Below are 26,609 nucleotides of genomic sequence, written 5' to 3'. Positions count from 1 at the left end.
ACTCCGGGGCGCCGGGCCTTACCTGACGAAGCGTAAGGACCCGGCTCCAGGTGACGGGGGCTTACTTGCCGCCGGCCAGGCCGGCCCTGCGCAGGGCGTCGGCCATCGCGCCGCCCGGCGCCGGCTGCGAGGAGCCGCGCCGGCCCTGCCCGCCGCCCTGCCCGCCCTGGCGTCCCTGGCCGCCTCCCCTGCCGCCCTGGCGTGGCGGGTTGCCGCGCCGCTCGCCGCCCTCCCGGCGGCCGCCGCGCTGCGGCCCGGCCTCGTCCTCCAGCCGCAGGGTCAGCGAGATGCGCTTGCGGGGCAGGTCCACGTCGAGCACCTTCACCCGCACGATGTCGCCGGGCTTGACGACCTCGCGCGGGTCGGTGACGTAGGAGTCCGACAGGGCCGAGACGTGGACCAGGCCGTCCTGGTGGACGCCGACGTCCACGAAGGCCCCGAAGGCGGCGACATTGGTCACCACGCCCTCCAGCAGCATCCCCGGGCGCAGGTCCTTCATCTCCTCCACGCCCTCCTTGAAGGCGGCGGTCTTGAAGGCGGGCCGCGGGTCGCGCCCGGGCTTCTCCAGCTCGGCGAGGATGTCGGTGACGGTGGGCAGGCCGAACGACTCGTCCACGAAGTCCTGGGGCCGCAGGTCCCGCAGCACCGAGCCGTTGCCGATCAGCGCGGGGATGTCGGTCTTGGCGGCCGCGCTGATCCGGCGCACCACCGGGTACGCCTCGGGGTGGACGCTGGAGGCGTCCAGCGGGTCCTCGCCGCCCTGGATGCGCAGGAAGCCGGCGCACTGCTCGTACGCCTTGGGGCCGAGGCGGGCCACGTCCTTGAGCGCCTTGCGGCTGCGGAAGGGGCCGTTGGCGTCGCGGTGGGCGACGATGTTGGCGGCCAGGCCCTCGGTGATGCCGGAGACCCGCCGCAGCAGCGGCACGGAGGCGGTGTTGACGTCGACGCCGACGCCGTTGACGCAGTCCTCCACCACGGCGTCCAGCGAACGCGACAGCTTCACCTCGGACAGGTCGTGCTGGTACTGGCCGACACCGATGGAGCGCGGGTCGATCTTGACCAGCTCGGCCAGCGGGTCCTGCAGGCGGCGGGCGATGGAGACCGCGCCGCGCAGCGAGACGTCGAGCTCGGGCAGCTCCGCCGAGGCGTACGCGGAGGCGGAGTAGACCGAGGCGCCCGCCTCGGAGACCACCGCCTTGGTCAGCTTCAGCTCGGGGTGGGCCTTGATCAGGTCGGCGGCGAGCTTGTCGGTCTCCCTGGACGCGGTGCCGTTGCCGATCGCGATGAGGTCGACCCGGTGGGCTGCGCACAGCCGCGCCAGGGTGGCCAGCGACTCGTCCCAGCGGTTGCGCGGGGCGTGCGGGTAGATCGTGTCGGTGGCCACGACCTTGCCGGTGCCGTCGACGACGGCGACCTTGACGCCGGTGCGCAGGCCCGGGTCGAGACCCATGGTGGCGCGCGAGCCCGCGGGGGCGGCCAGCAGGAGGTCGCGCAGATTGGCGGCGAAGACGCGGACCGCCTCGTCCTCGGCGTTCTGCCGCAACTGGACGCGCAGGTCGATGCCGAGGCGGACGAGGAAGCGGGTGCGCCAGGCCCAGCGGACGGTGTCGGCGAGCCAGCGGTCGCCGGGGCGGCCTCGGTCGGCGATGCCGAACTGCTGGGCGATGCGGCGCTCGAAGCTGCTCGGGCCCTCGGTGGGCTCCTCGGGCTCCAGGGTGAGGTCCAGGACCTCCTCCTTCTCGCCGCGCAGCATGGCGAGCACCCGGTGCGAGGGCAGCTTGGTGAACGGCTCGGCGAAGTCGAAGTAGTCGGAGAACTTCGCGCCGGCCTCCTCCTTGCCCTCACGCACCTTGGCGACCAGGCGGCCGCGGTTCCACATGCGCTCGCGCAGCTCGCCGACGAGGTCGGCGTCCTCGGAGAACCGCTCGGTGAGGATGGCCCGCGCGCCCTCGAGGGCGGCGGCCGCGTCGTTGACGTCCTTGTCGGCCGACACATAGGCGGCGGCCTCCGTCTGGGGGTCCAGACCGGGGTCGGACAGCAGGGCGTCGGCCAGTGGTTCGAGGCCGGCCTCGCGGGCGATCTGTGCCTTGGTGCGGCGCTTGGGCTTGTAGGGAAGGTAGATGTCCTCCAGGCGGGCCTTGGAGTCCGCGGCGAGGATCTGGGCCCGCAGCGCGTCGTCCAGCTTCCCTTGCGCCTCGATGGACTCCAGCACCGCCGCCCGCCGCTCGTCCAGCTCCCTGAGGTAGCGCAGCCGCTCCTCCAGGGTGCGCAGCTGGGCGTCGTCCAGGGTGCCGGTGGCCTCCTTGCGGTAGCGGGCGATGAACGGCACGGTCGCCCCGCCGTCCAGCAGGTCCACGGCCGCCCTGACCTGTCCTTCGCGTACGCCGAGCTCCTCGGCGATCCTGGCTTCCACCGACACGTTGCCGCTGATGATCTCGCTCCTCAACTCGCCTGCCGCGGCGCCATGGCCGCGAGCGCCCCCGGGTCTGCCCTGCATCGTAGACTCCGCGGCGCCCGTGGCGGTGGAGGGGAAGCACACGGCCGGGGCGCCCTGGGCGCGGGATCGGCCGGGAATCGGCCGCAGCGGGCGGCCGGGGCTGTCGCATGCCCCGGAACAGCGGTGATACTGCTGGGGTGCCGACAGGTCTCACCGTGGACGAACTGGCCGCGCGGGCCGGGACGACGGTCCGCACGGTGCGCTTCTACAGCGCCCGCGGGCTGCTGCCACCGCCGGTGATCGGGCCGCGCCGGGTGGGCAGGTACGGGCCCGAGCACCTCTCGCGGCTGGCGCTGATCGAGGAGTTGCAGCACCACGGGCTCACCCTGGCCGCCATCGAGCGCTACATGAGGCAGCTGCCGGACGACATCAGCGCGCACGACCTCGCGATCCACCGGGCGCTGGTGGCGTCCTGGCTGCCGGAGGGGGTGGAGGAGACCGACCGGGCCAAGCTGGAGGCGCGGGTGGGCCGGCCGCTGGAGGAGGCCGACGTGGACCGCCTGGTGGCGATGAACGTCCTGGAGCGCACGCAGGACCCCGACGTCTTCCGGGTGGACCCGGGCACGCTGCACCTGGGGGTGCGGCTGCTGGGCATGCCGCTGTCCCTGGAGGCGGTCCTCGCCGCCAGGGAGGTGATGCTGGAGCACTCCCGGGCCGCGGCCAGGGAGATCGGCCGGATCTTCCGCGCGGAGGTCTCCGAGCCCGACGCCGCCGGCGAGCGGCAGTCGCTGTCGCAGGTGCGGGCGCTGTCGGGCCAGATGCAGCCGCTGGTGGTGCAGGCCCTGGTGACGGTCTTCCAGCGGACGCTGACGGAGGAGATACGGGCCTGGCCTGCCGAGCCGGAGCCGCAGGGCGGGCCTGAGCGGCCCCGGGACGAGGAGCGCGGCGGGCGGGACTGAGCCCCGCCCGCCGCGCTCCTGACGGGCCGTGGGAGGGCGCCGTGCGGCTCTGCTGGCGGCCCGCCTCAGTCCGTGAAGCGCTCGCCCCGCTCCGCCTTGGCCACCAGCAGCGCCGGCGGCTCGAAGCGTTCGCCGTAGGCGGCGGCCAGCTCCCGGGCGCGGGCGACGAAGCCGGCCGGGCCGCCCTCGTAGCCGTTGATGTACTGCAGCACTCCCCCGGTCCAGGCGGGGAAGCCGATGCCCAGCAGGGAGCCGACGTTGGCGTCGGCGACGGAGGTCAGGACGCCCTCCTCCAGCAGGCGCACGGAGTCCAGGGCCTCGACGAAGAGCATCCGCTCCTGCATGTCGCGGAAGGGGATCTGCTCGCCCTGGACGCCCGGCTGCTCGAAGTGCTCCTTCAGGCCGGGCCACAGCCGGGTCCTGCGGCCGTCCTCGTAGTCGTAGAAACCGGCGCCGCCGCTGCGGCCGGGGCGGCCGAACCCGTCGACCATGCGGTCGATGACCCGGTCGGCCGGGTGCTCCTGCCAGGTGCCGCCGGCGGCCTCCACGGCGGCCCGGGCCTCGGCGCGGATCCTGCGCGGCAGGGTCAGGGTCAGCTCATCCACCAGGGAGAGCACCTTGGCCGGGTACCCCGCCTGGGCGGCGGCCTGTTCGACGGACGCGGCCGGGATGCCCTCGCCCACCATGGCGATGCCCTCGGTGATGAAGTGGCCGATGACCCGGGAGGTGAAGAAGCCGCGGGAGTCGTTGACGACGATCGGCGTCTTGCGGATCTGCCGCACCAGGTCGAAGGCGCGGGCCAGCGCCTCGTCGCCGGTGCGCCGGCCGCGGATGATCTCCACCAGCGGCATCTTGTCGACGGGCGAGAAGAAGTGCAGGCCGACGAAGTCGTCCTGCCGCTGGACGCCTTCGGCGAGCGCGGTGATCGGCAGGGTGGAGGTGTTGGTGCACAGCAGCGCGTCGGGGGCGACGACGGACTCGATCTCCTGGAACACCTTGTGCTTCAGGGTGGCGTCCTCGAAGACCGCCTCGATGACGGCGTCGCAGCCGGCGAGGTCGGCCGGGGCGGCGGTGGGCGTGATCCGGGCGAGCAGCGCCTCGCGCTTGGCGGCGGTGGTGCGGCCCTTGGCGAGCGCCTTGTCGAGCAGGCCCGCGGAGTACGCCTTGCCGCGCTCGGCCGCCTCCTGGGTGACGTCCTTCAGCACGACCTGGATGCCGGCCCGGGCGCAGGAGTAGGCGATGCCCGCGCCCATCATGCCGGCGCCCAGGACGGCGACCTTGGCCACCTGGCGCGCGGGCACGTCCTTGGGGCGGCCCGCGCCGGAGTTGACGGCCTGCATGTCGAAGAAGAACGCCTGGATCATGTTCTTGGCCACCGGGCCGCAGGCGACTTCCGTGAAGTAGCGGGCCTCGATGGCGAAGGCGGTGTCGATGTCGACCTGGGAGCTCTCGACGGCTGCGGCGAGGATGTCGCGGGGGGCCGGGAAGGGGGCGCCGGCGAGCTGCTTGCGGAGGTTGGCGGGGAAGGCCGGCAGGTTGGCGGCGAAGGCGGGGCTCTTGGGGGTGCCGCCGGGGATCTTGTAGCCGGGGGCGTCCCACGGCTGGCGCGCCTCGGGGTTGGCGTCGATGAAGGCGCGGGCGCGTGCCAGCAGTTCGCCCCGGTCGGCGGCCACCGCGTCGATCAGGCCCGCCTCCAGGGCGCGCTGCGGAGCGTACTGGCGGCCTTGGAGGAGCACCTTGAGCAGGGCGTCGGCGATGCCGAGCAGCCGCACGGTGCGCACCACTCCCCCGCCGCCCGGCAGCAGGCCGAGGGTCACCTCGGGGCAGCCGATCTTCGTCTCCGGGGTGTCGAGGGCGACGCGGTGGTGGCAGGCGAGCGCGATCTCGTAGCCGCCGCCGAGGGCCGCGCCGTTGATGGCGGCGACGACGGGCCGGCCGAGGGTCTCCAGGCGGCGCAGGCCGCGCTTGACGCGCATGGACCCGGCGAAGACGCGTTCGGCGTCCTGCGGGGTGGCCCGCACGAGGTCGCGCAGGTCGCCCCCGGCGAAGAAGGTCTTCTTCGCGGAGGTGACGATCACGCCGCGGATGCCGTCGCGTTCGGCCTCCAGGCGGTCGACGGTGGCGTCCAGGGAGTCGGCGAAGGCGGCGTTCATGGTGTTCGCGGACTGCCCCGGGTCGTCGAGGACGAGGGTGACGACGCCGTCGGGGTCCTGCTCCCAGCGGATGGTGGTGGACTGGCTCATGGCGGGAAGGCTCCGTTGGTCCGGTGCGGGCTCGGGGTGGGCGGCCGGTGGGCCGTGGCGTCTGCGGCCGGCGCTCGGGCGAGCGCGCGGCGGTCAGACGCGCTCGACGACAGTGGCGACGCCCATGCCGCCTCCGACGCACAAGGTGGCCAGGCCGTAGCGCTGCCCGCGTCGCTCCAACTCGTCGATGAGGGTGCCCAGGAGCATCGCCCCGGTGGCGCCCAGGGGGTGGCCCATGGCGATGGCGCCGCCGTTGACGTTGACCTTGTCGAGGCTGACGCCCATGTCGGCGGCGAAGCGCAGCACGACCGCGGCGAACGCCTCGTTCATCTCGATCAGGTCGATGTCGTCGATGGTCAGGCCTGCCTTCGCCAGGGCCTTGCGGGAGGCGGGGGCGGGGCCGGTGAGCATGATGGTCGGCTCGGAGCCGGAGACCGCGGCGGAGACGATGCGGGCCCGCGGGGTCAGGCCGTAGCGCTCGCCGACCTCGCGGCTGCCGACCGCGACCAGGGCGGCGCCGTCCACGATGCCCGAGGAGTTGCCGGCGTGGTGCACGTGGTCGATCCGCTCGACCCAGTGGTACTTCTGCAGGGCGACGGCGTCGAAGCCGCCGGCCTCGCCGATGGCGGCGAACGAGGGCTTCAGGGCGGCCAGCGACTCGGGGGTGGTGCCGGGCCGCATGTGCTCGTCGCGGTCCAGGACAGTCAGGCCGTTGCGGTCCACGACGGGGACCACCGAGCGGTCGAAGCGGCCCTCCTTCCACGCCTCCGCGGCGCGTTCCTGGGACATGGCGGCGTAGGTGTCGACGTCGTGGCGGGTCCAGCCGCCCATGGTGGCGATCAGGTCGGCCCCGACGCCCTGGGGGACGAAGCCGGTCTCGTAGGAGGTCATGGGGTCCATCGCCCAGGCGCCGCCGTCGGAGCCCATGGCCACCCGCGACATGGACTCCACCCCGCCGGCCAGCACCAGGTCCTCCCAGCCGGAGCGGACCTTCATGGCGGCCAGGTTGACCGCCTCCAGGCCCGAGGCGCAGAAGCGGTTCTCCTGGACGCCGGCCACGGTGTCGGGCAGGCCCGCCGCAAGGGCGGCGATGCGGGCGATGTCGGAGCCCTGGTCGCCGATGGGGCTGACCACGCCGAGCACGATGTCGTCGATCGCCGCGGGGTCCAGGCCGGGGAAGCGGCGGCGCAGTTCGTGGATGAGGCCGACCACGAGGTCGATCGGCTTGGTGCCGTGCAGGGCGCCGCTGGCCTTGCCGCGCCCGCGGGGGGTGCGTACGGCGTCGTAGACGTAGGCGTCGGTGCTCAACGTCGTGCCTTTCGGTCGGGGTCGGCGGGTGGGCCGTCAGCCGGTGGTGCGGGTCAGGGCGGGGGCGTCCCAGTCGCGGGCCACCTCCGCGGTGTCGGCGCCGGGCCGGGCCGGCGGGCGGCGCACGGTGGCGGGGGTGGCGGAGAAGCGCGGTGCGGGGGCGGGCTGGACGATCCCGCCGTGTACGGCAAGCGTGGCACGGGCGGCCAGGTGCGGGTGGGAGGGCGCCTCGGCGAGTGTCAGGACGGGAGCGGTGCAGGCGTCGGTGCCGTCGAAGACGGCCGTCCACTCCTCGCGGGTGCGGGTACGGAAGCGCGCGGCGACCGCGGCGCGCAGTTCGGGCCAGCGGGCGGGGTCGGCGCGCAGGGCGGCGGTCTGCTCCGGCAGGCCCAGAAGAGTGGCGAACTGGTCGTAGAAGCGCTGCTCCAGGGCACCGACGGCCATGTGGCCGCCGTCGGCGGTCGGGTAGACGCCGTAGAAGGGCGCGCCGCCGTCGAGGAGGTTGGTGCCCCGGGGGCCGGGCCAGGCGCCCGCGGCGCGCATGCCGTGCACCATGGCGGTCAGGTGGGCGGTGCCGTCCACGACGGCGGCGTCGACGACCTGGCCGCTGCCGTGCTCGCGGGCGTGGTGGAGGGCGGCCAGGACGCCGGCGACGAGGTAGAGGCTGCCGCCCGCGTAGTCGCCCAGGAGGTTGGCCGGGGGGCTCGGCGGGGTGCCGGCGGGGCCGGCCAGGTCGAGGGCGCCGGTGACGGCGACGTAGCCGATGTCGTGGCCCGCGGTGTGCGCGAGGGGGCCGTCCTGGCCCCAGCCGGTCATCCTTCCGTACACCAGGCGGGGGTTGCGGGCCAGGCAGTCCTCCGGCCCGATGCCCAGGCGCTCGGCGACGCCGGGGCGGTAGCCCTCGATCAGGATGTCGGCGCGCTCGGCGAGGTCCAGGAGGGCGGCGGGGCCGCCGGGCGACTTGAGGTCGAGCAGGACGGAGCGCTTGTTGCGGTTGGTGACGTCGGCCGCCGGGTCGATGCCGAGGCCGGGGCCGCCGGGCCGGTCGACGCGTACGACATCGGCGCCGAGGTCGGCCAGGAGCATGGCCGCGAACGGGCCGGGGCCGATACCCGCCAGTTCCAGGACGCGCACGCCCGCCAGCGGGCCGGTCGCGGGAACCGCCGTGCCGGGTACCGGGTTTGACAGCCCTGATGTCACATCCGCGATGCTAAGAACGTGTTCCAGTCTTGGCAAGGGCTGACTGAGCGCTCGCTCAGCGGGCCGGGCGCCGGTCCGGACGCCGGGGAACCTAGGGTGGAGGCATTGCAGTCCGAACTTCCTGGAGGGATCCGGCATGAGTGCGTACGACCCGGCCGACGTCAGGATCAGCCCGACCGGATGGGTGGCCGAGCAGGCCAAGCGGTACGAGGAATCCGGCGGCACCGAGGGCACCGACCTGAAGGGCTCGCCCTGCCTGCTGCTCGACTACCTCGGGCGGCGCAGCGGGCAGTGGCACCGCACGGTCCTGATCTACGGCCGGGACGGCGAGGACTACCTGGTGGTGGCCTCCAAGGGCGGCGCCGACGACCACCCGTTGTGGTTCCTGAACATCCGGGACAACCCGCAGGTCCACCTGCGGGTCGGCACCGAGCGGTTCGAAGCGCGTGCCGAGGTGCTTCCGCCGCAGGAGAAGGCCCGGGTGTGGCCGACCATGGTGGAGGTCTACCCGCCGTACGCCGAGTACCAGGAGAAGACCGAGCGCGACATCCCGGTGGTGCGGCTCCGCCGCGTCTGACCGCCTGACGTACCGGTAAGGGGCGCGCCGCTGTGGCGGGCGCCCCTTGCGCATGGGGCATGTGCGGCAGACGGTGCGGCCCCCTGGCACGCGCCCATTGCGCCCGGGCAGCCGCGTGCCCTGGGTGCCCGACGCGCTACCGCTCCACCGGACGGTCGCTGGTGAGGAAGGGCGCCAGGGGGGCGAGGGCCTGCCGCAGGTTCGAGCTGGAGCAGTGGCGCGAGAGGCGGGCCGCCTCGCGCGCGAGGGTGCGGGCGCCGTCCTGGTCGCCGGTGAGCGCGTGCGCGTGGGCGGTCCGCGCGGAGTACAGCGCCCGGTCCCGCACCCGGGCCGGGTCGATGGCGGCCAGGGCGGTGTCGAGCCGCGTGCGGGCCTCGTGGGGCAGGCCGAGGTCGAGCAGGGCCAGGCCCGTCTGCGCGGTCAGCTCCGCGCGGTCCATCCGGTACAGCCAGGCCGGCCCCGGCTCGCTGCCGGCCGCGGCCAGTTGCCGCTCCGCCTCGGCGGCGGCCCGGCGGAAGGCGCCCTCGGCGCCCAGTGCCGCGTGGGCGCGGGCGAGCCGGGAGGCGGCCAGGGCCCGCACCCGCGCCGGGGTGCCGCCGGCCGCCCGCACCGCCGCCTCGGCCGCGATGGCGCCGTCCTCGGCGCGACCGGAGACGACCGCCTGGAGCGACAGGCTGCCCCACAGGGCGACGGCCAGCGCCCGGTCGCCGCAGGCGTGGGCGAGGCGCAGGCCGGTCAGGAAGCAGCGCTGGGCGCTCGCGTGGCAGCCGGTCTCGGCCGCGGCCCGGCCGGCGAGCTGGGCGAGGTCTGCCGCGGTGCGCAGCAGGCGGCGCTCGACGGCCGGCGGCTGGAGCCGGCGGTCCAGCATCGCGGCCACGACCCGCAGGTCGGCGTCGACGCGGTGGCGTACGGCGGCGCCGCCGAAGCGGTCGTCCAGCTGCCGCAGACCGAGCACCCCGGCCTCCAGCCACTCCAGCAGCGGCCGGTCCACGGCACCCGGGGCGCCGGCCTGCTCGGGCACCCTGGAGGCCAGGGGGCGCGCACCAGGCGCCTGGGCGGCGTAATGGGCGGCAGGCGCGGATGACGACGGGCGCGGGCCGCGGGCGCGCGGGGCGACTTCGGGCCGCTGCGCGGGCACCGGTACGCCCGCAGGAACGTGGCCCCCGGGGGCCGGGTCGGCGGACGCGGCCATGGCGGCGTCCCAGTCGGCAACGATGTCCTTCAGCGCACTGCCCTCGGCGGCGGGGAAGTCGCCGGGGACGGGTGCCTCGTCGAGCAGGGTGCCCAGGGCTGTGCGGCTGCCCTCGGGCGTCCAGGGCAGGCCGTCGGGGACGGTGCCGTGGGCGGGCAGCCAGCGCGGCCAGGGGTGCCGTTCGATTTCGCGTGGCGAGATGCCCAGGGCGCGGGCCAGGGCGCGCTGGCTGTCGGCCTCGGGGATGACGCCCCAGTGCTCCCAGCGCCAGACCTTCTCCCGGCGCGCGGCCATGGGCACGCCCAGGGCGCGGGCGTGCTCGGCGATCACGCGGGCGAGGTCCTGGTAGCTCCAGCCGTGCGCGCGGCGCACGTGGGCCAGCGGGTGGGTGGCGGCAGGGGCCGGCCTGTCGCGTGCCACGTTGGTGTCGTCCATTCGCCCCGGTCCCCATTGCGTTCGCCCGGCCGGCGCACGGCGTCCCTCATGGCGCGGCCGCGCTTCCGGTCTCCTGCTGTCCGGCCCATGGAGCCCGGCGGGCAGCAGCCCGCACGGCGGCCCGGCCGGAACTCGGCCGTCCCGGACTCCGGTAACGATACGGGACCAGAGCGGGCAGGCGAGCCCGGACCGGTCCCGAACGGGCGCTCGGGAAAAGGGTGTTCGGGATATGCGGAGCTCGAGGGAGGCCGAGGCAGGCCGGGTGCGCCGCGGCGCCGGGGCTCAGTCGGTGAGCCCGGGCGCGCCCCAGACGGGGAACCAGCGCGACAGGTCCTGCTCCAGCCGCAGGTCGTCGGCGACGAGGGCCTTGACCTGGAGTTCCAGTGCGCTGTCGCGCTTCTCCCCGGGCAGCGGGCAGAAGGGGTAGAAGGTGCCGCGCTTGTAGAGGTAGACGAGGGCGAGGGTGCGGCCCGCGGGGTCCTTGAAGCCGACGAGGGAGCACAGGAGCTGCGGGCCGAAGCCGTGCTCCTCCAGCGCGGAGTTGACGGCGTGGAGATCCGTGACGAGGTCGGTGACCTCTTCCGGCCGGTGGCGGGAGAGCAGCCAGGAGTAGCCGTAGGAGTCCTGACTCGCCTCCAGGGGAAGCAGGGCGTGCAGGTCCTGCTGGATCTCGGCGAAGGCGCCGCCCTCGACGGCGGCGAAGCACACCGAGCCGAGGCCGGTGGGGCGCAGCTCGCCGGCCGCCTCCAGGGTGATGGCGGCCGAGGTGAGGCCGAAGAGCTGGTCGAGGTCGGGCCGGACCGGCTTGGAGCGACCGAGCAGCACGTCGAGCAGGCCCATCAGCGGCGGTCCAGTTCGCGGGTGATCCGGCCCAGCTGCTCCAGCCGGCGCTCCAGGGTGGGGTGGGTGGACAGCAGCTTGGAGGCGGCGGCGCCGGCGCTCAGGGCGGGGGCGAAGAAGAAGGCGTTGAACGGCTGGGAGCGGCGCAGGTCCTCGGTGGGGATGGCGGCGATCTGGCCGCTGACCTTGGTGAGCGCGGAGGCGAGCGAGGAGGGGCGGCCGGTGAGGTAGGCGGCGGCGCGGTCGGCCGACAGCTCCCTGTACCGGGACAGCATCCGGGTGAGCAGGAAGCTGATCACGTAGATCAGGGCGCTGACCAGGGGGACGACCAGGGCGATGATCGCCGCGTTGGGGTCGCGGTTGTCGCGGCGGAAGCCGCCCCACAGGCCGATGCGGGTGATGACGCCGGCCAGGACGCCCAGGAACGAGGCGATCGTCATGACGGCGACGTCCTTGTGGGCCACGTGCGACAGCTCGTGGGCGATGACGCCCTCCAGCTCGTCGGGCTCCAGGCGGCGCAGCAGGCCGGTGGTGGCGCACACCATGGTGTTCTTCTTGTTGCGCCCGGTGGCGAACGCGTTGGGCACGTCGGAGTCGGCGATGGCGACGCGGGGTTTGGGCAGGTCGCCCAGGGCGCAGATGCGGTCCACCACGCCGTGCAGCTCGGGGGCCTGCTCCGGGGTGACCTCGCGGGCGCCCATGCTGAAGGCGGCGATCTTGTCGCTGAACCAGAACTGCGCGACGAAGAGCGCTCCGGCGATGATGAGGATGAGCGGCCAGGAGCCGCGCAGCAGGGCGAGGAGCGCGCCCACGAAGACGACGTAGAGCAGTCCGATCAGGAACATGGTGACGACCATGCGGGTCGTCAGTCCCCGGTCGGGTGCGAAGCGGTTGTGTTGCATGGCCCCTCCCGAGTCGTACGGGGCGCGGGTCGCCAGTCCACGGCCCGGCGTACTGCGTTGTGGCTGGAGCGGTGGGAAAGCCGCCGCCGGCCGGTGGTGCCGTCCGTCCGGCTGCTTGCCCAACGATGCAACGTTCCGGAGGTGCCGCGGGGTTCCGCGCGGCTCCGCCGGTGGTGTGATGTCGGCCGCAGCCGCCGGGGCGGGCGGCAGGTCCAGTGTGGTCCGGTCAGGCCCTGACGTCGAGGACCAGCTTGCCCGTGGTGCGGCGGGCCCGCAGGTCCTCGTGGGCGCGGGCGGCGTCGGCCAGGGGGTGGACGGCGCCGAGCAGGGGGCGCAGCCGGCCGGCGGAGGTCATGGCGAGCAGGTCGTCCAGCGGCTCGTGGAACATGCCGGGGCGGCGCACGCAGTGGACGAGCCAGAAGCCGATGACGGCGTGGGAGCGGGCCATGAGGCGGGCGGGCGCCACAGGGGTGGCGGGTGTGCGCGAGGCCATGCCGTAGGTGACCAGGCGGCCGAAGGGAGCCAGGGCGGCGAGGGAGGCGTCGAAGACGGGCCCGCCGGTCATCTCCAGCACGAGGTCGGTCCGGTGGCCGCCGTTCGCCTCGATCAGGCGCTCGGTGAGGCCCTCGGGGTCGGAGTCGACGGCGACGTCGGCGCCGAGTTCCAGGGCGAGGTCGCGCTTCTCCTTGGTGGACGCGGTGGCGATCACCCGCCCCGCGCCGTACTCCTTGGCGAGCTGGACGGCCAGGGAGCCGGTGCCGCCGGCGGCCGCGTGCACCACGACGCTCTCGCCGGGGGCAAGCCGGCCGACGGTACGCAGCAGGTGCCACCCGGTCAGGCCCTGGACGATCAGGGCGAGCGCCTGGCCGTCGGTGATGGAGTCGGGCAGGTCGTGGGTCAGGGCTTCGGGCACGACGGCCTTCTCCGCGTAGCCGCCCGATCCACTGAGGGCGACCACCCGGCGGCCCTGCGGGGTGCGGCCGGCGACCTCCGCGCCGGGCACCAGGGGGAGGGTGGCGCGGCTGAGGTAGCTGTTCTCCACGGTGTGGGTGTCGGCGTAGTTGACGCCGGCGGAGTCCACCTCGACCAGGAGTTCACCGGGGCCCGGCACCGGGTCGGGCAGGTCGGTCAGGCGCAGGACCTCGGGTCCGCCGAACTCGGTGATCTGGACAGCGCGCACGTTCCCCACTCCTCCGGGCCGGTGGCCCCGCCCTGCGGCGAGGCCCTGGCGCAGAGACTACCGTTATTACCGACTGGTCGGTATGTGACGCGCGGCCTTGGGCTCGGGGCCCACATAGCGGGCCTGCGGCCGGATGATCTTGCTGTCCTCGGCCTGTTCCAGGATGTTGGCGCTCCAGCCGACGACCCTGGCGGCGGCGAAGGTGGGCGTGAACATCTCCCGCGGCAGCCCGCACAGCTCCATCACCACGCCGGCGTAGAACTCCACGTTGACGTGCAGCTCGCGGCCCGGTTTGAGTTCGGCGAGCAGGGCCTCGGCCCGCTCCTCGACGGCGGTCGCGAAGTCCACCAGGTCGCCGCCGAAGCTGCGGGCGATGCCCTTGAGCATGCGGGAGCGGGGGTCCTCGGTGCGGTAGACGGGGTGGCCGAAGCCCATGATCCGTTCGCCGGCCAGGATGTGCTCGCGCAGCCAGGCGTCGATGCGGTCGGGCGTGCCGATGGCGTCCAGGGTGTCCAGGGCGCGGCTGGGAGCGCCGCCGTGCAGTGGGCCGGACAGGGCGCCGACGGCACCGACCAGGCAGGCCGCGAGGTCCGCACCCGTGGAAGCGATCACCCGGGCGGTGAAGGTCGAGGCATTGAAGCCGTGGTCCACGGTGGAGATCAGGTAGCTCTCGACGGCGCTCGCCTTGTCCGGGTCGGGCTCCTGCCCGGTCAGCATGTAGAGGTAGTTCGCCGCATAGGGCAGGTCGTCACGCGGCTCCACGGGTTCCAGCCCCTGGCCGAGCCGGTGCAGCGCGGTCAGCAGGGTGGGCACCATGGCGCACGCGGCAAGGGCGTCGGCCCGGCGCCGCTCGGGGTCGATGTCGTAGAGCGGGCGGAAGCCGGCGGCGGCCCCCGCGAGCGAGAGGGCGGTACGCAGGCCGGCGAGCGGGCCGGACAAGGCGGTGGCCCGCGCGATCGACGGCAGGGCCGCGGCCACCTCCGCGGGCAGCTTCCGCAGGGCGGCGGTGCGCTCCCTGAAGGCGTCGAGCTGCCCGGCGTCGGGGAGGGTGCCGTGGAACATCAGGTGCCAGACGTCCTCGAAGGTCCGGGTCTCGGCCAGGTCGACAGCCGAGAACTCCCGGTAGTGGTAGAAGCCTTCGCTCCCCCGTACGTCGCCGAGGGTCGTCTCGGTGACGATCACGCCCTTCAGGCCGCGCGGTACCTCGATGGGGGCGGTGGGCTCGGTGGTCGGCATGGTCTTCCTCCTTGGATGTTGATTCGACTGTTCATGATTGATTCGAGTGTGTCAATATTGATTGAAATCAACGTTGATGGATCGGCGGCAGCGGATACGGTGAACCCATGACGGAGCAGGCGGGCGGGGACGGCGACGAGGGCCGCATCGGCACCAAGGAGGCCGCGCGGCGGCTCGGCGTGAAGCCCGAGACGCTGTACGCGTATGTCAGCCGCGGCCTGCTCGGCAGCCGCCGGGCGGCCGGTGGGCGGGGCAGCACCTTCGACCCCGGCGAGGTGGCCGCCCTGGCCCGCCGCGGGCGCCCCGCCTCCGCGGAACCGCAGAACGTGGCGGACGGCACGCGCGAGGGTGGCTGGGGCAGGGTGCGCACCGGCATCACGCTGATCGAGGGCGACCGGTACTTCTTCCGCGGTGTGGACGCGGTGGCCCTCGCCCGGGCGTACGGGTACGAGGAGGTCGCCGAGTGGCTGTGGACGGGTGAGCTGCGCCGCGGGGCGCGCTTCACCGCTCCCCCGGCGCCGCTCGCCGCCGCCCGTGCGGCGGCCGCCTCGCTCCCCGAGGGGAGCGGCCCGATGGACCGGCTCCGGGTGGCTGTCATCGCGGCGGCCAGCGCCGACCCGTTGCGGTTCGACCTGTCCCCCGAGGCGGTACGGGCCACCGCCCGCGGCCTGGTGCCCACCCTCGTCGACGCGCTTCCCCTGGCCAGCGCCCAAGGCGGCGAGCACGCGACAGCGCCCAGGGATGCCCCAGAGCAACCCGCCGCCATGGGCGCGGGCGGAGACGGGCACCTGGACGCCGAGAGGCGGGCGCACAGCCCCGGCGCAATGGACGCGGGTCGCGCAGGCGACACCAGGCCCGCTGCTCTCGCCCACCGTCTGTGGCCGCGGCTCACCGCGGCGCCCGCCGAGGAGGCGGCGCTGCGCGTCCTGGACGCCGCGCTCGGTCTGCTCGCCGACCACGACCTCGCCGCCTCGACGCTCGCCGCAAGGGTGGCCGCCTCGGCACGGGCGCACCCTTACGCGGTGGTCTCGGCGGGGCTCGGCGCGCTCGACGGACCATTGCACGGCCAGGCCAGCGCCCTGGCGCACCGGATGCTCGCCGCGGTGGAGGAGCGGGGCGCGGGGCCGGTCGTCGCGGAGTACCTGCGGGCGGGGCAGCGCATCCCGGGGCTCGGCCACCGCCTCTACCGTGGCGAGGACCCTCGCGCGGCCGCCCTGTTCGACCTGCTGGACGACGTGTCCGCGGCCGCCGGCGCGCTCGCTGCGGCCCGCGAGGTCGTCGCGACGGCCGCCGCCCGCCACGACGACCTGCACGCCAACGTCGATCTTGCGCTGGCCGTACTTTCCGTCTCCCACGCCATGCCCGCCGAGGCGGGCGAGACCGTCTTCTCGGTGGCCCGCACGGCGGGGTGGATCGCGCACGCGATGGAGGAGTACGGGGAGCGGCCGCTGCGGATGCGGCCGGTGGGCGCTTACGACGGTCCGCGCCCCGGGCGGCCGCTGCCCGGCGTCTGAGCGGGACGGCTTCGGGTACGCCACGGTGGGGTTTCGCAGGCGTACCGGTGGGCCGACCTCCCGCGTGGCCCGGCCGGTGGCCGTACGGCATCGCAGCGGGGCGGGACGACGGGCCCGTGGCACCTGGTAGGTACGACCGTAGGACGAACGGCACCCCGCTTCGGCAGCGGCGGTCCGGCCCGGCACCCGCGATGCCGGGCCTTGTCACAGGTCCGGTTCCCGCGGTGCGGATCTGCACCCCGGGACCGGCCTCAAGCCGCTGTCACACGCTCGTCAGCCGCGGCACCCGGCCCACCAGCTCCACCCACTCGCTGTCGGTCTGGCCCGGCACCATCCGTCCCGCCGACTGCCACTGCGCGACCAGTTCGGTGAACAAGGGGGCGTCCGGGCTCTGCAGAACCGTTACGCCACGGGAATCGCGTCCCGAGGAGGCTGAGCTGCCACTGAACGTGACGTCCTGGCGAATCCATTTCGTTGCTGCCATATGCGGTCAACGAGGGCGGGACCGGCCGCGCCACTGGACCGAACGGCTCGGCACACGAACGAGTGACACCCCCGGAGCCGGGCGTGTCCCGCCGGTCCGGGAGGCGGGACAGCGCGCGTGGCCGGGCGGAATTTCCGGTGCGTGCCGCCCGTTGAGCGTGGTATGAGCACTCTCGAGCTGACCAAGGAGAACTTCGACGAGGTCGTGTCCTCCAACGACTTCGTCCTCATCGACTTCTGGGCCGACTGGTGCGGGCCGTGCCGGATGTTCGCGCCGGTCTACAACAAGGCGTCCGAGAAGCACGGCGATCTCGTCTTCGCGAAGGTCGACACGGAGGCGCAGCCCGAGCTCGCGGCCGCGTTCCAGATCCAGTCGATCCCGACGCTGATGATCGTGCGGGACAAGGTGGCCGTCTTCGCGCAGCCGGGTGCCCTGCCGGAGCCCGCGCTGGAGGACGTGATCGCCCAGGCCCGCGCGCTGGACATGGAACAGGTGCACAAGGCCGTCGCCGACGCCCAGTCGTCCGGCTCCGCCGGCTGAAGACCGGCCCGCTCCGGCTCCTCCCCCCGTCCCCACGGGGCGCCCCCGCGTCACAGCGGTGGCGCCCCGTTTTCCTTTCCGCGCGCGAATTCTCCCGGCCGCGGCAGCGCCCGCATGCACGCTCCCGCCCGCGCGGGCGGTTTCCCCCCGCGGGCCGGTCCGATCACCGGCCGCCGCCCGGCCGGCCTCGGCCTCCCCGCCGGGGGCTGCCCGGCCCGGTCTGCCGCGGGCTGACCGGCCTGGCCTGGCTTGGCCGGCTCTGCCCTGTGGATAACTCGATCGCGATGTCCGCGGTCGGGCCTATGGTCGGGGTGTGGAGAACGAAATCGCCGTCGTCGCCGACCCGGTGGGTACCGGGGGTCGGCTGTGCGCGGTCGGGCCCGACGGGCGGCCCGCCGCGCCGGCCGTCGCTGTGCCCGACCTGGCGGCGGAGGTGGCCCGGCTGGAGCAGCAGGACGCGCCGCGCTGGGTCTGGGCGGCCGCGGACGAGATCTACCCGCGGCTGCTGGAACGCTCGGGGGTGCGGCTCGCGCGCTGCTACGACGTGAAGCTGGTGGAATCGCTGCTGCTGGCCGCGGAGGGGCGGTTCGGGCGGCCGCGCTCGCTCGGCGCGGCCTGGGCCCGGCTGAACGGGCTGCCCGAGCCGGCGGACGCGCCCGAGCCCGGCGTCGAGGACCAGCCGGTGCTCTTCGCCGCCGACCGGCACCAGCTTCCGCCCGGCGCGGACCCGTTGGAGGTGCTGCTCGCCGTCCACGCCGAGCAGCGGCGGCGAATCGCGGTCCGCGAGCACCCCGACCGGATGCGGCTGCTGGCCGCCGCCGAGTCCGCCGGGGCGCTCGCCGCCGTGGAGATGGGACGCGACGGCCTGCCGTGGAGCGCCGAGGTGCACGACGAGTTGCTGACCGGTCTGCTCGGTCCCCGCCCGGCCGGCGGCGCCCGCCCCGCGCTGCTCTCGGAGCTCGCCGCGCAGGTCCAGGCCGCACTCGGCCGCCCGGTCAACCCCGACTCCCCCGCCCAGGTGCTGCCCGCCTTCGCCCGCCTGGGCATCCAGTTGCGCACCACCCGCTCGCACGAGCTGCGGGAGGTGGACCACCCGGCAGCCGCGCTGCTGCTGCGCTACAAGGAGCTGTCCCGTATCCACGCGGCGCACGGCTGGGCGTGGCGGGAGGCGTGGGTGCGCGAGGGGCGGTTTCGGCCGGAGTACGTGGTGGGCGGTGTCGTCTCGGGGCGCTGGGCGACGCGGGGCGGCGGCGCGCTGCAGATCCCGCGACTGCTGCGGGGCGCGGTGGTGGCCGATCCCGGGCATCGGCTGGTGGTCGCCGACGCCGGGCAGTTGGAGCCGCGGGTGCTCGCGGCGATGTCGGGGGACGCCGGGCTGGCCAGGGCCGCCTCGGCCGGCGACCTGTACGCGGGCCTGGCCCGCGACGCCTTCGGCGGCGACCGGCCGCGGGCGAAGATCGCCCTGCTCGCCGCGATGTACGGTCAGACCAGCGGTGAGGCGGGCCAGTTGCTCGCGGTGATGCGGCGCCGCTTCCCGGCGGCGCTGGCCCTGGTGGAGGCCGCGGCCCGCACGGGGGAGGCGGGCGGGGTGGTCCGGTCGCAGTTGGGCCGCACCTCCCCGGCGCCCTCGCTCGACCGCCTCCTGGACGACACGGCCGACCCCGCTGACGGCGCCTCCCCCGACCGCCGTGCCGCCCGCTCGTGGGGCCGCTTCACCCGCAACTTCGTGATCCAGGCGAGCGCTTCCGACTGGGCGCTGGCCATGCTGGCGGCGCTGCGCCGCCGGCTGACCGCGATAGGCCCGCAGCCGCGGCTGGTGTTCTTCCAGCACGACGAGGTGATCGTGCACACGCCCGAGCCGCTGGCCGCCGCTGTCGAGGAGGCCGTCGGCGCGGCCGGCGACGAGGCCCGCCGCCTGGTCTTCGGCTCGACCCCGGTGCCTTTCCCGCTGGAGACGCACGCGGTCAGGTCCTACGTGGAGGCGAAGTAGCGCCGGCCGCGCAGAGTGCAGCGCCGTACCAAGGCCGCCGGAGTCGGCGGGATCTGCCGGTCCGGGGCGAGCGCGGATTACGCACCCTGGTGTCGGTCCCGGCCTCGGGACCGGAGGGCAGGACCGGCCCCCGATCCAGGTAGCGGGACCGAGCCCCGGCCTCCGGACCCGAGTGGCGGGACCGGGCCCAGGACCCTTCCGGCAGGCCCGGGCTCCGACCCGAGGGGCAGGCCGAGCCCCGGACGGGGGTGGTAGGCCCGGACCCCGGCCGCCGGCCCGGGCGGCGGACCCTGGCCCGGGGCTCGGCTGCCGGGAAGCAGCCGGGCCCCAGGCGGGGACGGGGGGACGGGACCGGAGGGAAGGGAGGGCTGGGAACCACGGACGGGGAAGGAACGGAGAGGAGAGGAGCGATGGAGGGGTACGAGGGGTCAGATCGCCAACTGGAGCCTGTTGTCGACGATCTGGGTGAAGTCCGCGTCCTCCGGGATGAGGTCCCAGGCCACCATCCAGTCGTACGTCCGCTGGAACTCCTCCGCCGGGTAGGGGGCCGGCTCGGCGTAGCGCAGCCGGTCGCGGCGGAAGTCGGCGGGGTCGAGGTGGACGATGTCCTCGGGGACGTCGGCGATGAGGTAGTGCAGGTAGGGCCGCGGGTCCTGGTTGATCTTGTGCACGGCCTTGATCACCGCGCGCTGGATCGCGGTGAAGGTGTCCGGGTCGAGGTTCGGGTCGGCGATCTCGGCGCCGACGTAGAACGCCTCGGCGATCAGCTTGTAGCCGAGCTTCTCGGCCACGGTGATCCAAGGCTCCATGACGGCCGCCGCCTCGACCTTGCCGTCGCGCAGCGCCTCGAACCGCTCGCGCGGCCCGCCGACGTGCACGACGTTGATCTCCTCCTTGCGCAGGAAGCCCTCCAGCGTCTGGATGCCGATGTAGTGCGAGCCGTGGTGGAAGTTGACCGCGACCGGGCGGTTGGCCAGGTCCTGCGGGTGGTTGGCCGGGTCGTCGGGCCGGACGAAGATCGCCTGGCTGCCGACGGCGGCGCGCTTGCTGACCACCTGGCCACCGCGGGAGCTGTCGTAGGAGCGGCGGATCTGGCCCCACTCGCAGGCGCGGTAGAGCGACGCCTCGCCCTCCTCGAAGGAGGACTTGGTGGTGAACGCCGAGATCAGGTGGTGGTCCTCGACCGGCTTGATGACCGCTTCCCGCTGACCCTTGCGGACGAGGTCGACCTCAAGTCCCTCCTCGGCGAAGTAGCCCTCGTCGCGGGCGACGAAGTAGGGGAGCGAGAAGACCGGGCTGGAGGTCTCGCTGACGAGTTTCTTCAGTGCCATGGTGGCGGCCCTTCCAGGTTGGGTGGGTGCGGTGGCGGGGTGGTGTGTGCGGCCGGTCGGACGGCCGGCCGGTGGGGGACTCGGATACGCGGACGGGGTACGGGCCCCGGCGCGGGCGGCGGTTCCGGGCACGGATACGGGCCCGGGCGCCGGATACCGCGCGGTCTCAGCGCAGGACCGCGGCGACCGAGGTCTTCGGCAGCAGCCCGTACGTCTTCTGCAGCCCCTGGTAGAAGCCCTGCTCGGCGAGGGCGTCCACGTAGGAGTTGTCGATGAGCGGCGCCAGGTTCTTCAGCGCCTGCTGCTGCCCGGCCGGCTGGTAGCGGGTGTAGGGCGCGAAGTAGGCGGCGGAGCAGCGGCCGGGCGGCGCCTGGATCGGCGGTAGGTAGGCGTCGTAGCTCTTGCTGAGCGTCGCCTTGTCGGCCGGCTTGGCGGGGTCGAGGCCGAGGAAGCCGCCCAGGGTGCTGATCGCGTCGTCCTTGTGCGTCTGGTAGGACCAGGTGCCCTCGGCCAGGCTCTTGAGGATCGCGGTGACGGTGGCGGGGTTCTTCTTCGCCCAGGCGGCGTCGACGACGTACGGGGTGGGCGGGCCGGTGGCGTAGCCGAGGTCGGGCAGGCCGGCCTTGTCGGCGCGGAAGTCGAACGGCGTGGACAGCAGCCCGCTGTCGATCTTGCCGCTGGTCAGGGCGGTCAGCACATTGGGGATCGAGCCGAGCGGCACGAAGGTGACGGAGTCCGCGGGCAGGCCCTTGCTCACCAGGTACGCCTCCATGGCGACCTGGGGCGCGCCGCCGAGGGAGGGCACGCCGACCTTCTTGCCCTTCAGGGCGGCGACCGAGGTGGTGCCCTTGCGGGCGTAGAGGTAGTAGCCGGTGTTCGTGGCCACGCAGCCGACCGTCTTGATGTCCACGTGCTTGGCGTACAGGTCGAGGACGTCGCCGCCGGCGAGCTGGTCGAAGTGCACCGAGCCCGCGACGAAGGCCGCCTTGAGCTGGCCCTCGGCGGACAGCGGCGTGGTGACCGACAGTCCGTTCTTCGCGAAGAAGCCCTGCTTGACGGTGTACTGGAAGGCGCCCTGCGAGGCCGAGACCGAACCGGCGGGCACCGTCAGGCGGGTGGTGGCACCCTTCGCGGTGGAGCCGGCGGAGGAGCCCGAGGAGGAGCCGCACCCGGCGAGCACCACCGCGAGGATCGCCGTCACGGCGGCGGCAAGGGCGCGCAGGCCGCGGCGTACGGTTCGGGGCGGCGGGTTGCGTCGGTGTCTCATCGGGCTCTTCTCTTCTCCGGGTGGGGTGCGTCGGCGGCGGGCGCGGCCTGCTCGGCGTGGGCGCGCTCGTCGCCGTCCTTCAGGTGCCGGTAGACGCGCGCGGCGATGGCGGCGAGTTGCTCGCCGTGCTGGAAGTCCTCGGTGCGCGGCCGGGGGTGGTCGACGGTGAACGTGGCCACGATGCGCCCGGGCCGCTCGCTCATCACCGCGACGCGATCGCCGAGGAAGACCGCCTCGCGGATGTCGTGGGTGACGATCACGGCGGCGGTGCCGAGCGCGTGCAGGGTGCGGGAGAGCACGCGTTGCAGCCGCTCGCGGGTGAGGGTGTCGACCGCGCTGAACGGCTCGTCGAGCAGCAGGACGGCGGGATCGATGGCAAGTGCCCTGGCCAGGTTGACCCGTTGCTGCATGCCGCCGGACAGGGCGGCGGGGCGGAAGTCGTGGAAGCCGGTGAGGCCGACGATCTCCAGTAGCCGGTCCGCCTGCGCGCGGCGCTCGGCGGCGCTCGTCCGGCGGCCGCGGGCGCGCAGCTTCAGCCCGAACTCGATGTTGCGGCGCACGTTCCACCAGGGGAACAGCGAGGGCTGCTGGAAGACGTAGCCGGTCTCGGCGGCGCCGCCGGGGGCCGCGCCGTGCACCGCGACCTCGCCGGAGTCGAGCGGGGCCAGGCCCTGGAGCACCCGCAGCAGTGTCGTCTTGCCGCAGCCGCTGGGGCCGACGACGGCGACGACCTCGCCGGGCCGTACGGCCAGGTCGACGCCGTCCAGGACGGGCAGCGGACCTGCGGGCGTGGCGTAGTGGGTGCGGGCGGCGGCGATCTCGATGACGGGACGGCCGGGGTCGGGCGCGTCGTGGACGGTCGCCGCGCGGGCGGGGGTCGTCGCGGAGCCCATCAGGCACCTGCCCGGGCGGTGCGGGCCGCGGTGATGCGGCGCTCGGCGTAGCCGACCAGGCCGGTCAGCACCAGGCCGATCACGCTGAGGGTGACCACGCCGACGTAGACGTCGCTGGTCTCCAGGTTCTGCTGGCCGGAGATGATGAGGTACCCGAGCCCGGAGGTGGAGCCGAACAGGTCGGCGGCCACCAGCGCGATCAGGGCGCGGCCGATGGCCAGGCGCACCCCGGTGAGGATGTGCGGGGCAGTGCCGGGCAGCGTCAGGTACCACAGTGTTTCGAGGGAGTTGGCGCGGAAGGCGCGGGTGACGTCGCGCAGCCCGCCTTCGGTGACGGCGGCCGCGCCCGCCTGGGTGCTGATCGCGATCGGGAAGAAGGCGGCGGCCACCACGATGGTGATCTTGGCGGCGTCGCCGAAGCCGAGGGCGACGATGACCAGGGGCGCGACCGCGATGACGGGGATGGTGTAGAGCACGGTCACCCAGGGGCCGACCGCTCCGGCGACCCACCGGCTGGCGCCCAGCAGCACGCCGGCCGCGGTGCCGGCGACCACCGCGATGGCCAGCCCGCACAGGAGCTGGACCAGGCTGAGCCGGATGTCGGCGCCCAGGGTGCCGTTCGCGAACAGCCGCCGGGCGTCCCGGGCGATCTCCCAAGGCCCCACCACGGCCAGCTTGTTGGGGTGGAAGACGCTGATCGCCGCCTGCCACAGCGCGAGTCCGGCGGCGATGGACAGGGGCGGCACCGCGAGTCTGCGCAGACGGCGGCCGGTGGGCATGCTTCTGGTCAGGGCAGAAGCGGGCACGGATTCCTCCAGTGCTCGGGGGAGTTCGGGGAGGAGCGCGCGCCGGCGCGGCGGGGTGCTGCGCGGAGGGCTCCTGGGGCCGGCGCACGCCACGGCGAAGGGTGCGGCAGCGCGGGCGTGGGGCGGGGTGGGGCGTTCGACCGGCGCGAGGGCGCCGGGAAGGGTGCCGCCCCGCGGTTCTCCGCGGGCGGCGGTGCGCGTTCAGCGACAGACGGCCCCGTTGCAGTGACTGAAGTCGAGGTACCGCCGCCGCGACAGGAAGTCTCCGGCGCAGGTCATGGCCACGAGTATGCGCAAGCCCGCGCGGGACTGTCAATGCATCGCATTTCATTGACATACACGGGAGTACGGAGACGGGCCCGCAGGTCACGTGCGGGCGGCGCCGGAAGCACGGGCGGAAGGTGTACGGGGAAGAGCGGGGGGCGAGGGGGGAAAGGGCCGGGGGCGGGCGTGCGGACAGGGGTGTCGCAGCGGCGGAGCCCGGGCCGCTCGGCGGCGGTTCGAGGGCGCGGCGCGGACGGCCACCGGCCCCCGCGTGAACCCGCGTACAAACCCGCGTACAAGAGCGAACGACCGTGCCCTCAGCGGCAGTTCAGCGCGCTCCCGCCCGCAGCGACGAGCGCCCGCCGCGGTCGGCGATGCTCCGCTGGGAGCTGGCCGGACGGCCCCCCGTGCGCTCCAGCCAGACGCAGATCAGGTCGGTCCACGCGTGCACCCGGGCCGGGCCGACGATGTCCAGCGCCATCAGCCGCAGCAGGCGGTCGGTCCGCGCCTGGTTGCCGAACGCGGCCCTGCGCTTGCCCAGGCGGGTGTCCAACTCGGCGAGTGCCGCGGTGACCGCGCGCCGCGAGCGGTGCACACCGGGCTGCCGGGCGGCGAGTTGACGCACCGTCATGGGCGCTGTCCAGGCGAGCCAGGCGTCCAGTTCGGGCAGCCGGTAGCGGGCGGCCTCCGCGGTGAAACAGTCCCAGTCCTCGCGGCTGCGCCAGGCCCGCTGGAGCAGTTCCCACAGCCGCAGGCCGCGCCGGTCCAGGCCCCGGCTGCGGCAGATGCGGCGGGCCTCGGCGCGCAGTTCCGCCTCGCCGGTCCACACCTCGGGCGCGTCCTGCGGCCAGACCTCGGCGACCGCGCGGGCCAGGCCCGCCGAGCCGTCGCCGACGATCAGGGCCGGGCGGCCCTGCCGGCCGCGGGCGGTCTCGCGCAGGAAGGCGGCCCAGTGCCGGGCGCCGGTACCGGCCGCCGAGCCGATGGCGAAGACCACGGGCCGGCCGTCGGCGCCGTAGGCCATGGCGACGAAGACGGAGAAGACCAGTGCGGAGCGGCCCTGCTGAGCGGTCGTCAGCGGCAGGACGCCGACCAGGACGGTCCCGGGCCAGTCGGCGCGGTGGGGCGCCTGCGCCTGCCAGAGCGCCTCGGCGTAGACCTCGACCCAGTCCGAGACGAGGGTGCCGTGGCGGCGCGGGGGGCGCTCGGCGTTCGGGCCCCAGCGCCGGGCCGCCTGCTGCCGTACGGCCTCGCCCGCCTGGGCGTAGCTGGTGCCGCGGCTGACGGCGACCAGGCCGGAGGCGATGTCGTAGGCGGTGAACTGGTACTTGCGGGCGGTGCGCAGCTCGTCGGCGTCGGGCCCCGGCTCCTGCGTGCCGGGCGGCTCGCTCTCGCGCGGGACGGAGCTGCCGGCGGGGGCGAGCGGCGCGGTGAAGCGGTGGGAGGGGGCCGCGGAGCCGGGCCTGGCCCTGTTGCACACGTACAACTGCCGCTGCCTGCCGGGCTTTCCGTAGCGCCCGCCGAGGACGACCTTGCTGTCCTCATGGCCCGGAACGGGGCATCGCGGCAGCGCTGCCGCCGGCGCGTCGAGCGTCACCACGTGGTGATTGAAGGTCCCGCGCCGGTCGGCTGTCAAGGCAGGCGCCGGGGCCGACGGCAGGACTCGCGGCGGCGGACCGCTGGAGCCGGCCCGAACAGCCGCGCAGCCGGCAGGGCGACGGCGCGTGGGCGCCGCAGGGCGAAGGTCCCTGCCTCAGAGTTCGCCGCGCCTCACCAGGAGCGCCAGCACCAGGACTCCGGGCACCAGCGGCAGCCACGTCGTCAGCAGCCGGTAGCCCAGCACCGTCGAGGTCGCGTCCACCCCGCCTGCCCCCGCCGTGACCAGCGCCAGCACCAAGGCCGCGTCCAGGGAGCCGAGTCCGGCCGGGGTGGGCAGCCAGCCGGCCGCGGTGCTCGCGCACAGGTACGCCACCGCCACCCCGCTCGCCGGCACCGGCATGTGCACGGCCCGGGCCACGGTGACGACCACGGCCGCGTGCATCGCGGGGAAGGCGAGCGCGCCACCCCACAGCGCCGTCGCCCGGGCCCGCCTGCGGTGCACCTCGCGGACGTCCTGCGCCACGGAGACGACGAAACCGCGCACCCGGGCGCCGAGCCGGCGGGCGTAGCGCAGCAGCAGGAAGAGCCCGACGGCGGCGGCCGCCGCGCCCACGGCGAGCAGCACCGGGTGGTCCGGCACCGTGCCGCCCTGGGCCACGGCCCGCCGCACGTGCAGGGCGTCGGGGTAGAGCAGCAGCGCGGCCAGCAGCAGCGTCATGCGGCCGACGACCGCGGCGGCGGCGCGGACCGCGAGGGCGGCGAGCGCGCCGGTCGGGGTCAGGCCGCGGCGGACCAGGAAGCGCAGGTTCACCGCGTTGCCGCCGACGCCGGCGGGCAGGACGTGGTTGGCCGCCGAGGCCGCGAACTGCACGGCGAGCAGCCGGCCGGGGGGCAGCGCGGGCACGACGGCCCCCTGCTGGGCGGTCGCCGAGCAGACCCAGGTCATCACCGCGGCCAGGCACGCGACCGTGATCCACTCGCCGTCGGCCGAACCCAGCCGCCCCGCACCGGAGTCGATCACCGTCCACTTGCTGGCCAGCACGACGGCGACGGCGACCACCGGCACCACCATCACCGTCGAGCGCACCGACGCGCGCTGCCACAGGGCACCCTCGTTGCGGACGATCGACACGGAGGACTCCTCGGCGGGTGGGGACGGCCCGACCGGGCTGGGGCCCGCCCGCCAGCAGGGCGGAAGGCGCTGCCCGTCGTATCGACAGTAGGGCGTCGGGGTGCGCGTCTCCCACCCTCGCAGGGCCACTTGGGTCAACGGATGGGGGAACATCAGCCGACGGGCAGGCGCGGGGCCTGCCCCAAAGAGCACCGCAAAGGGCCGGCCGCCGCCACGTGCGGGATGCACGTGGCGGCGGCCGTTCTCCCTGGTGTTCACTTCCTCCTGCTCGACCGGAGGG

20 protein-coding genes are annotated in these 26,609 nt (G+C 74.6%); 5 read left to right on the top strand and 15 right to left on the bottom strand.

From position 1 onward, the window contains the following. Positions 1–61: 61 nt before the first annotated feature. On the bottom strand, positions 62–2,497 hold the full coding sequence (locus tag BLR33_RS19265) for a Tex family protein (RefSeq protein ID WP_093785757.1): 2,436 nt from the start codon (positions 2,495–2,497) through the stop codon (positions 62–64). A gap of 107 nt (positions 2,498–2,604) precedes the next feature. On the opposite strand from BLR33_RS19265, the gene BLR33_RS19260 reads away from it, so the two are divergent. After that, the gene (locus BLR33_RS19260; protein WP_093785756.1) at positions 2,605–3,396 is read left to right on the top strand and encodes a MerR family transcriptional regulator; all 792 of its coding nucleotides are present in this window, start codon (positions 2,605–2,607) and stop codon (positions 3,394–3,396) included. 65 nt (positions 3,397–3,461) lie between these two features. On the opposite strand, the gene BLR33_RS19255 is transcribed toward BLR33_RS19260, so the two are convergent. The 3 genes from BLR33_RS19255 to BLR33_RS19245 all read right to left on the bottom strand — a co-directional run bounded on the left by BLR33_RS19255 (position 3,462) and on the right by BLR33_RS19245 (position 8,147). Next, complete coding sequence (locus BLR33_RS19255) at positions 3,462–5,639, bottom strand: 3-hydroxyacyl-CoA dehydrogenase NAD-binding domain-containing protein (protein ID WP_093785755.1); 2,178 nt, start codon at positions 5,637–5,639, stop codon at positions 3,462–3,464. A gap of 93 nt (positions 5,640–5,732) precedes the next feature. After that, positions 5,733–6,947, bottom strand: a complete 1,215-nt coding sequence (locus tag BLR33_RS19250; RefSeq protein WP_093785754.1) for an acetyl-CoA C-acetyltransferase — start codon at positions 6,945–6,947, stop codon at positions 5,733–5,735. Between the two features lie 36 nt (positions 6,948–6,983). Beyond that, positions 6,984–8,147 carry a CaiB/BaiF CoA transferase family protein gene (locus BLR33_RS19245; RefSeq protein ID WP_245771511.1) on the bottom strand — a complete coding sequence of 388 codons (1,164 nt, stop codon included), beginning with the start codon at positions 8,145–8,147 and terminating at the stop codon, positions 6,984–6,986. 136 nt (positions 8,148–8,283) lie between these two features. Between BLR33_RS19245 and BLR33_RS19240 the strand changes: the two genes are divergently transcribed. Beyond that, entirely contained in the window at positions 8,284–8,724 is a 441-nt protein-coding gene (locus tag BLR33_RS19240; RefSeq protein WP_093785752.1) for a nitroreductase family deazaflavin-dependent oxidoreductase, read from the top strand. A 136-nt stretch (positions 8,725–8,860) separates the two neighbouring features. On the opposite strand, the gene BLR33_RS19235 is transcribed toward BLR33_RS19240, so the two are convergent. From BLR33_RS19235 to BLR33_RS19215, 5 genes are all read right to left on the bottom strand, one after another. Continuing rightward, positions 8,861–10,351 (bottom strand): hypothetical protein, encoded by a 1,491-nt coding sequence (locus BLR33_RS19235; protein ID WP_093785751.1) that lies wholly within the window; start codon positions 10,349–10,351, stop codon positions 8,861–8,863. 282 nt (positions 10,352–10,633) lie between these two features. Then, positions 10,634–11,191, bottom strand: a complete 558-nt coding sequence (gene pspAB, locus BLR33_RS19230) for a PspA-associated protein PspAB (protein WP_093785750.1) — start codon at positions 11,189–11,191, stop codon at positions 10,634–10,636. Then, positions 11,191–12,093, bottom strand: a complete 903-nt coding sequence (gene htpX / locus BLR33_RS19225) for a zinc metalloprotease HtpX (RefSeq protein ID WP_093785749.1) — start codon at positions 12,091–12,093, stop codon at positions 11,191–11,193. Before htpX ends, pspAB begins: the two co-directional genes overlap by 1 nt. 226 nt (positions 12,094–12,319) lie before the next feature. Further along, the gene (locus BLR33_RS19220; protein WP_093785748.1) at positions 12,320–13,273 is read right to left on the bottom strand and encodes a quinone oxidoreductase family protein; all 954 of its coding nucleotides are present in this window, start codon (positions 13,271–13,273) and stop codon (positions 12,320–12,322) included. A gap of 66 nt (positions 13,274–13,339) precedes the next feature. Next, positions 13,340–14,509, bottom strand: coding sequence for a citrate synthase/methylcitrate synthase (locus BLR33_RS19215; RefSeq protein WP_093785747.1), 1,170 nt, complete (start codon positions 14,507–14,509; stop codon positions 13,340–13,342). Positions 14,510–14,616: 107 nt separating this feature from the next. On the opposite strand from BLR33_RS19215, the gene BLR33_RS19210 reads away from it, so the two are divergent. From BLR33_RS19210 to BLR33_RS19200, 3 genes are all read left to right on the top strand, one after another. Then, positions 14,617–16,023: a citrate/2-methylcitrate synthase gene (locus BLR33_RS19210; protein ID WP_093785746.1), complete on the top strand. Its 1,407-nt coding sequence runs from the start codon at positions 14,617–14,619 to the stop codon at positions 16,021–16,023. A 646-nt stretch (positions 16,024–16,669) separates the two neighbouring features. Continuing rightward, positions 16,670–17,047 carry a thioredoxin gene (trxA, locus tag BLR33_RS19205; RefSeq protein ID WP_093785745.1) on the top strand — a complete coding sequence of 126 codons (378 nt, stop codon included), beginning with the start codon at positions 16,670–16,672 and terminating at the stop codon, positions 17,045–17,047. Positions 17,048–17,360: 313 nt separating this feature from the next. After that, positions 17,361–19,037 carry a bifunctional 3'-5' exonuclease/DNA polymerase gene (locus BLR33_RS19200; RefSeq protein WP_093785744.1) on the top strand — a complete coding sequence of 559 codons (1,677 nt, stop codon included), beginning with the start codon at positions 17,361–17,363 and terminating at the stop codon, positions 19,035–19,037. A 428-nt stretch (positions 19,038–19,465) separates the two neighbouring features. Here BLR33_RS19200 and BLR33_RS19195 read toward each other — a convergent pair whose 3' ends face one another. The 6 genes from BLR33_RS19195 to BLR33_RS19170 all read right to left on the bottom strand — a co-directional run bounded on the left by BLR33_RS19195 (position 19,466) and on the right by BLR33_RS19170 (position 26,329). Continuing rightward, a complete protein-coding gene (locus BLR33_RS19195; RefSeq protein WP_093785743.1) occupies positions 19,466–20,368 on the bottom strand; it encodes an ABC transporter substrate-binding protein in 903 nt (300 codons plus the stop codon). 166 nt (positions 20,369–20,534) lie between these two features. Next, positions 20,535–21,635, bottom strand: a complete 1,101-nt coding sequence (locus BLR33_RS19190; RefSeq protein ID WP_093785742.1) for an ABC transporter substrate-binding protein — start codon at positions 21,633–21,635, stop codon at positions 20,535–20,537. Then, positions 21,632–22,528 (bottom strand): ABC transporter ATP-binding protein, encoded by an 897-nt coding sequence (locus BLR33_RS19185; protein WP_093785741.1) that lies wholly within the window; start codon positions 22,526–22,528, stop codon positions 21,632–21,634. Before BLR33_RS19185 ends, BLR33_RS19190 begins: the two co-directional genes overlap by 4 nt. After that, positions 22,528–23,334: an ABC transporter permease gene (locus tag BLR33_RS19180; protein WP_143031716.1), complete on the bottom strand. Its 807-nt coding sequence runs from the start codon at positions 23,332–23,334 to the stop codon at positions 22,528–22,530. The genes BLR33_RS19185 and BLR33_RS19180 overlap by 1 nt, the downstream gene beginning before the upstream one ends. 592 nt (positions 23,335–23,926) lie before the next feature. After that, on the bottom strand, positions 23,927–25,198 hold the full coding sequence (locus BLR33_RS19175; RefSeq protein ID WP_093785739.1) for a hypothetical protein: 1,272 nt from the start codon (positions 25,196–25,198) through the stop codon (positions 23,927–23,929). Between the two features lie 153 nt (positions 25,199–25,351). Further along, positions 25,352–26,329 (bottom strand): lysylphosphatidylglycerol synthase transmembrane domain-containing protein, encoded by a 978-nt coding sequence (locus tag BLR33_RS19170; RefSeq protein ID WP_245771510.1) that lies wholly within the window; start codon positions 26,327–26,329, stop codon positions 25,352–25,354. Positions 26,330–26,609: the final 280 nt, after the last annotated feature.

The organism is Actinacidiphila guanduensis, assembly GCF_900103985.1.
In the GTDB taxonomy this organism is placed as follows: domain Bacteria; phylum Actinomycetota; class Actinomycetes; order Streptomycetales; family Streptomycetaceae; genus Actinacidiphila; species Actinacidiphila guanduensis.
Note: the sequence above shows the minus strand (reverse complement) of the source record. Positions and strands in the feature narration are given on the sequence as shown.

Coding starts and splice junctions, on each gene's coding strand:
- BLR33_RS19265 (WP_093785757.1), bottom strand. CDS start 2,497: ATGCAGGGCAGACCCGGGGGCGCTCGCGGCCATGGCGCCGCGGCAGGC.
- BLR33_RS19260 (WP_093785756.1), top strand. CDS start 2,605: ATGCCCCGGAACAGCGGTGATACTGCTGGGGTGCCGACAGGTCTCACC.
- BLR33_RS19255 (WP_093785755.1), bottom strand. CDS start 5,639: ATGAGCCAGTCCACCACCATCCGCTGGGAGCAGGACCCCGACGGCGTC.
- BLR33_RS19240 (WP_093785752.1), top strand. CDS start 8,284: ATGAGTGCGTACGACCCGGCCGACGTCAGGATCAGCCCGACCGGATGG.
- BLR33_RS19235 (WP_093785751.1), bottom strand. CDS start 10,351: ATGGACGACACCAACGTGGCACGCGACAGGCCGGCCCCTGCCGCCACC.
- pspAB (WP_093785750.1), bottom strand. CDS start 11,191: ATGGGCCTGCTCGACGTGCTGCTCGGTCGCTCCAAGCCGGTCCGGCCC.
- htpX (WP_093785749.1), bottom strand. CDS start 12,093: ATGCAACACAACCGCTTCGCACCCGACCGGGGACTGACGACCCGCATG.
- BLR33_RS19215 (WP_093785747.1), bottom strand. CDS start 14,509: ATGCCGACCACCGAGCCCACCGCCCCCATCGAGGTACCGCGCGGCCTG.
- BLR33_RS19210 (WP_093785746.1), top strand. CDS start 14,617: ATGACGGAGCAGGCGGGCGGGGACGGCGACGAGGGCCGCATCGGCACC.
- trxA (WP_093785745.1), top strand. CDS start 16,670: ATGAGCACTCTCGAGCTGACCAAGGAGAACTTCGACGAGGTCGTGTCC.
- BLR33_RS19195 (WP_093785743.1), bottom strand. CDS start 20,368: ATGGCACTGAAGAAACTCGTCAGCGAGACCTCCAGCCCGGTCTTCTCG.
- BLR33_RS19190 (WP_093785742.1), bottom strand. CDS start 21,635: ATGAGACACCGACGCAACCCGCCGCCCCGAACCGTACGCCGCGGCCTG.
- BLR33_RS19185 (WP_093785741.1), bottom strand. CDS start 22,528: ATGGGCTCCGCGACGACCCCCGCCCGCGCGGCGACCGTCCACGACGCG.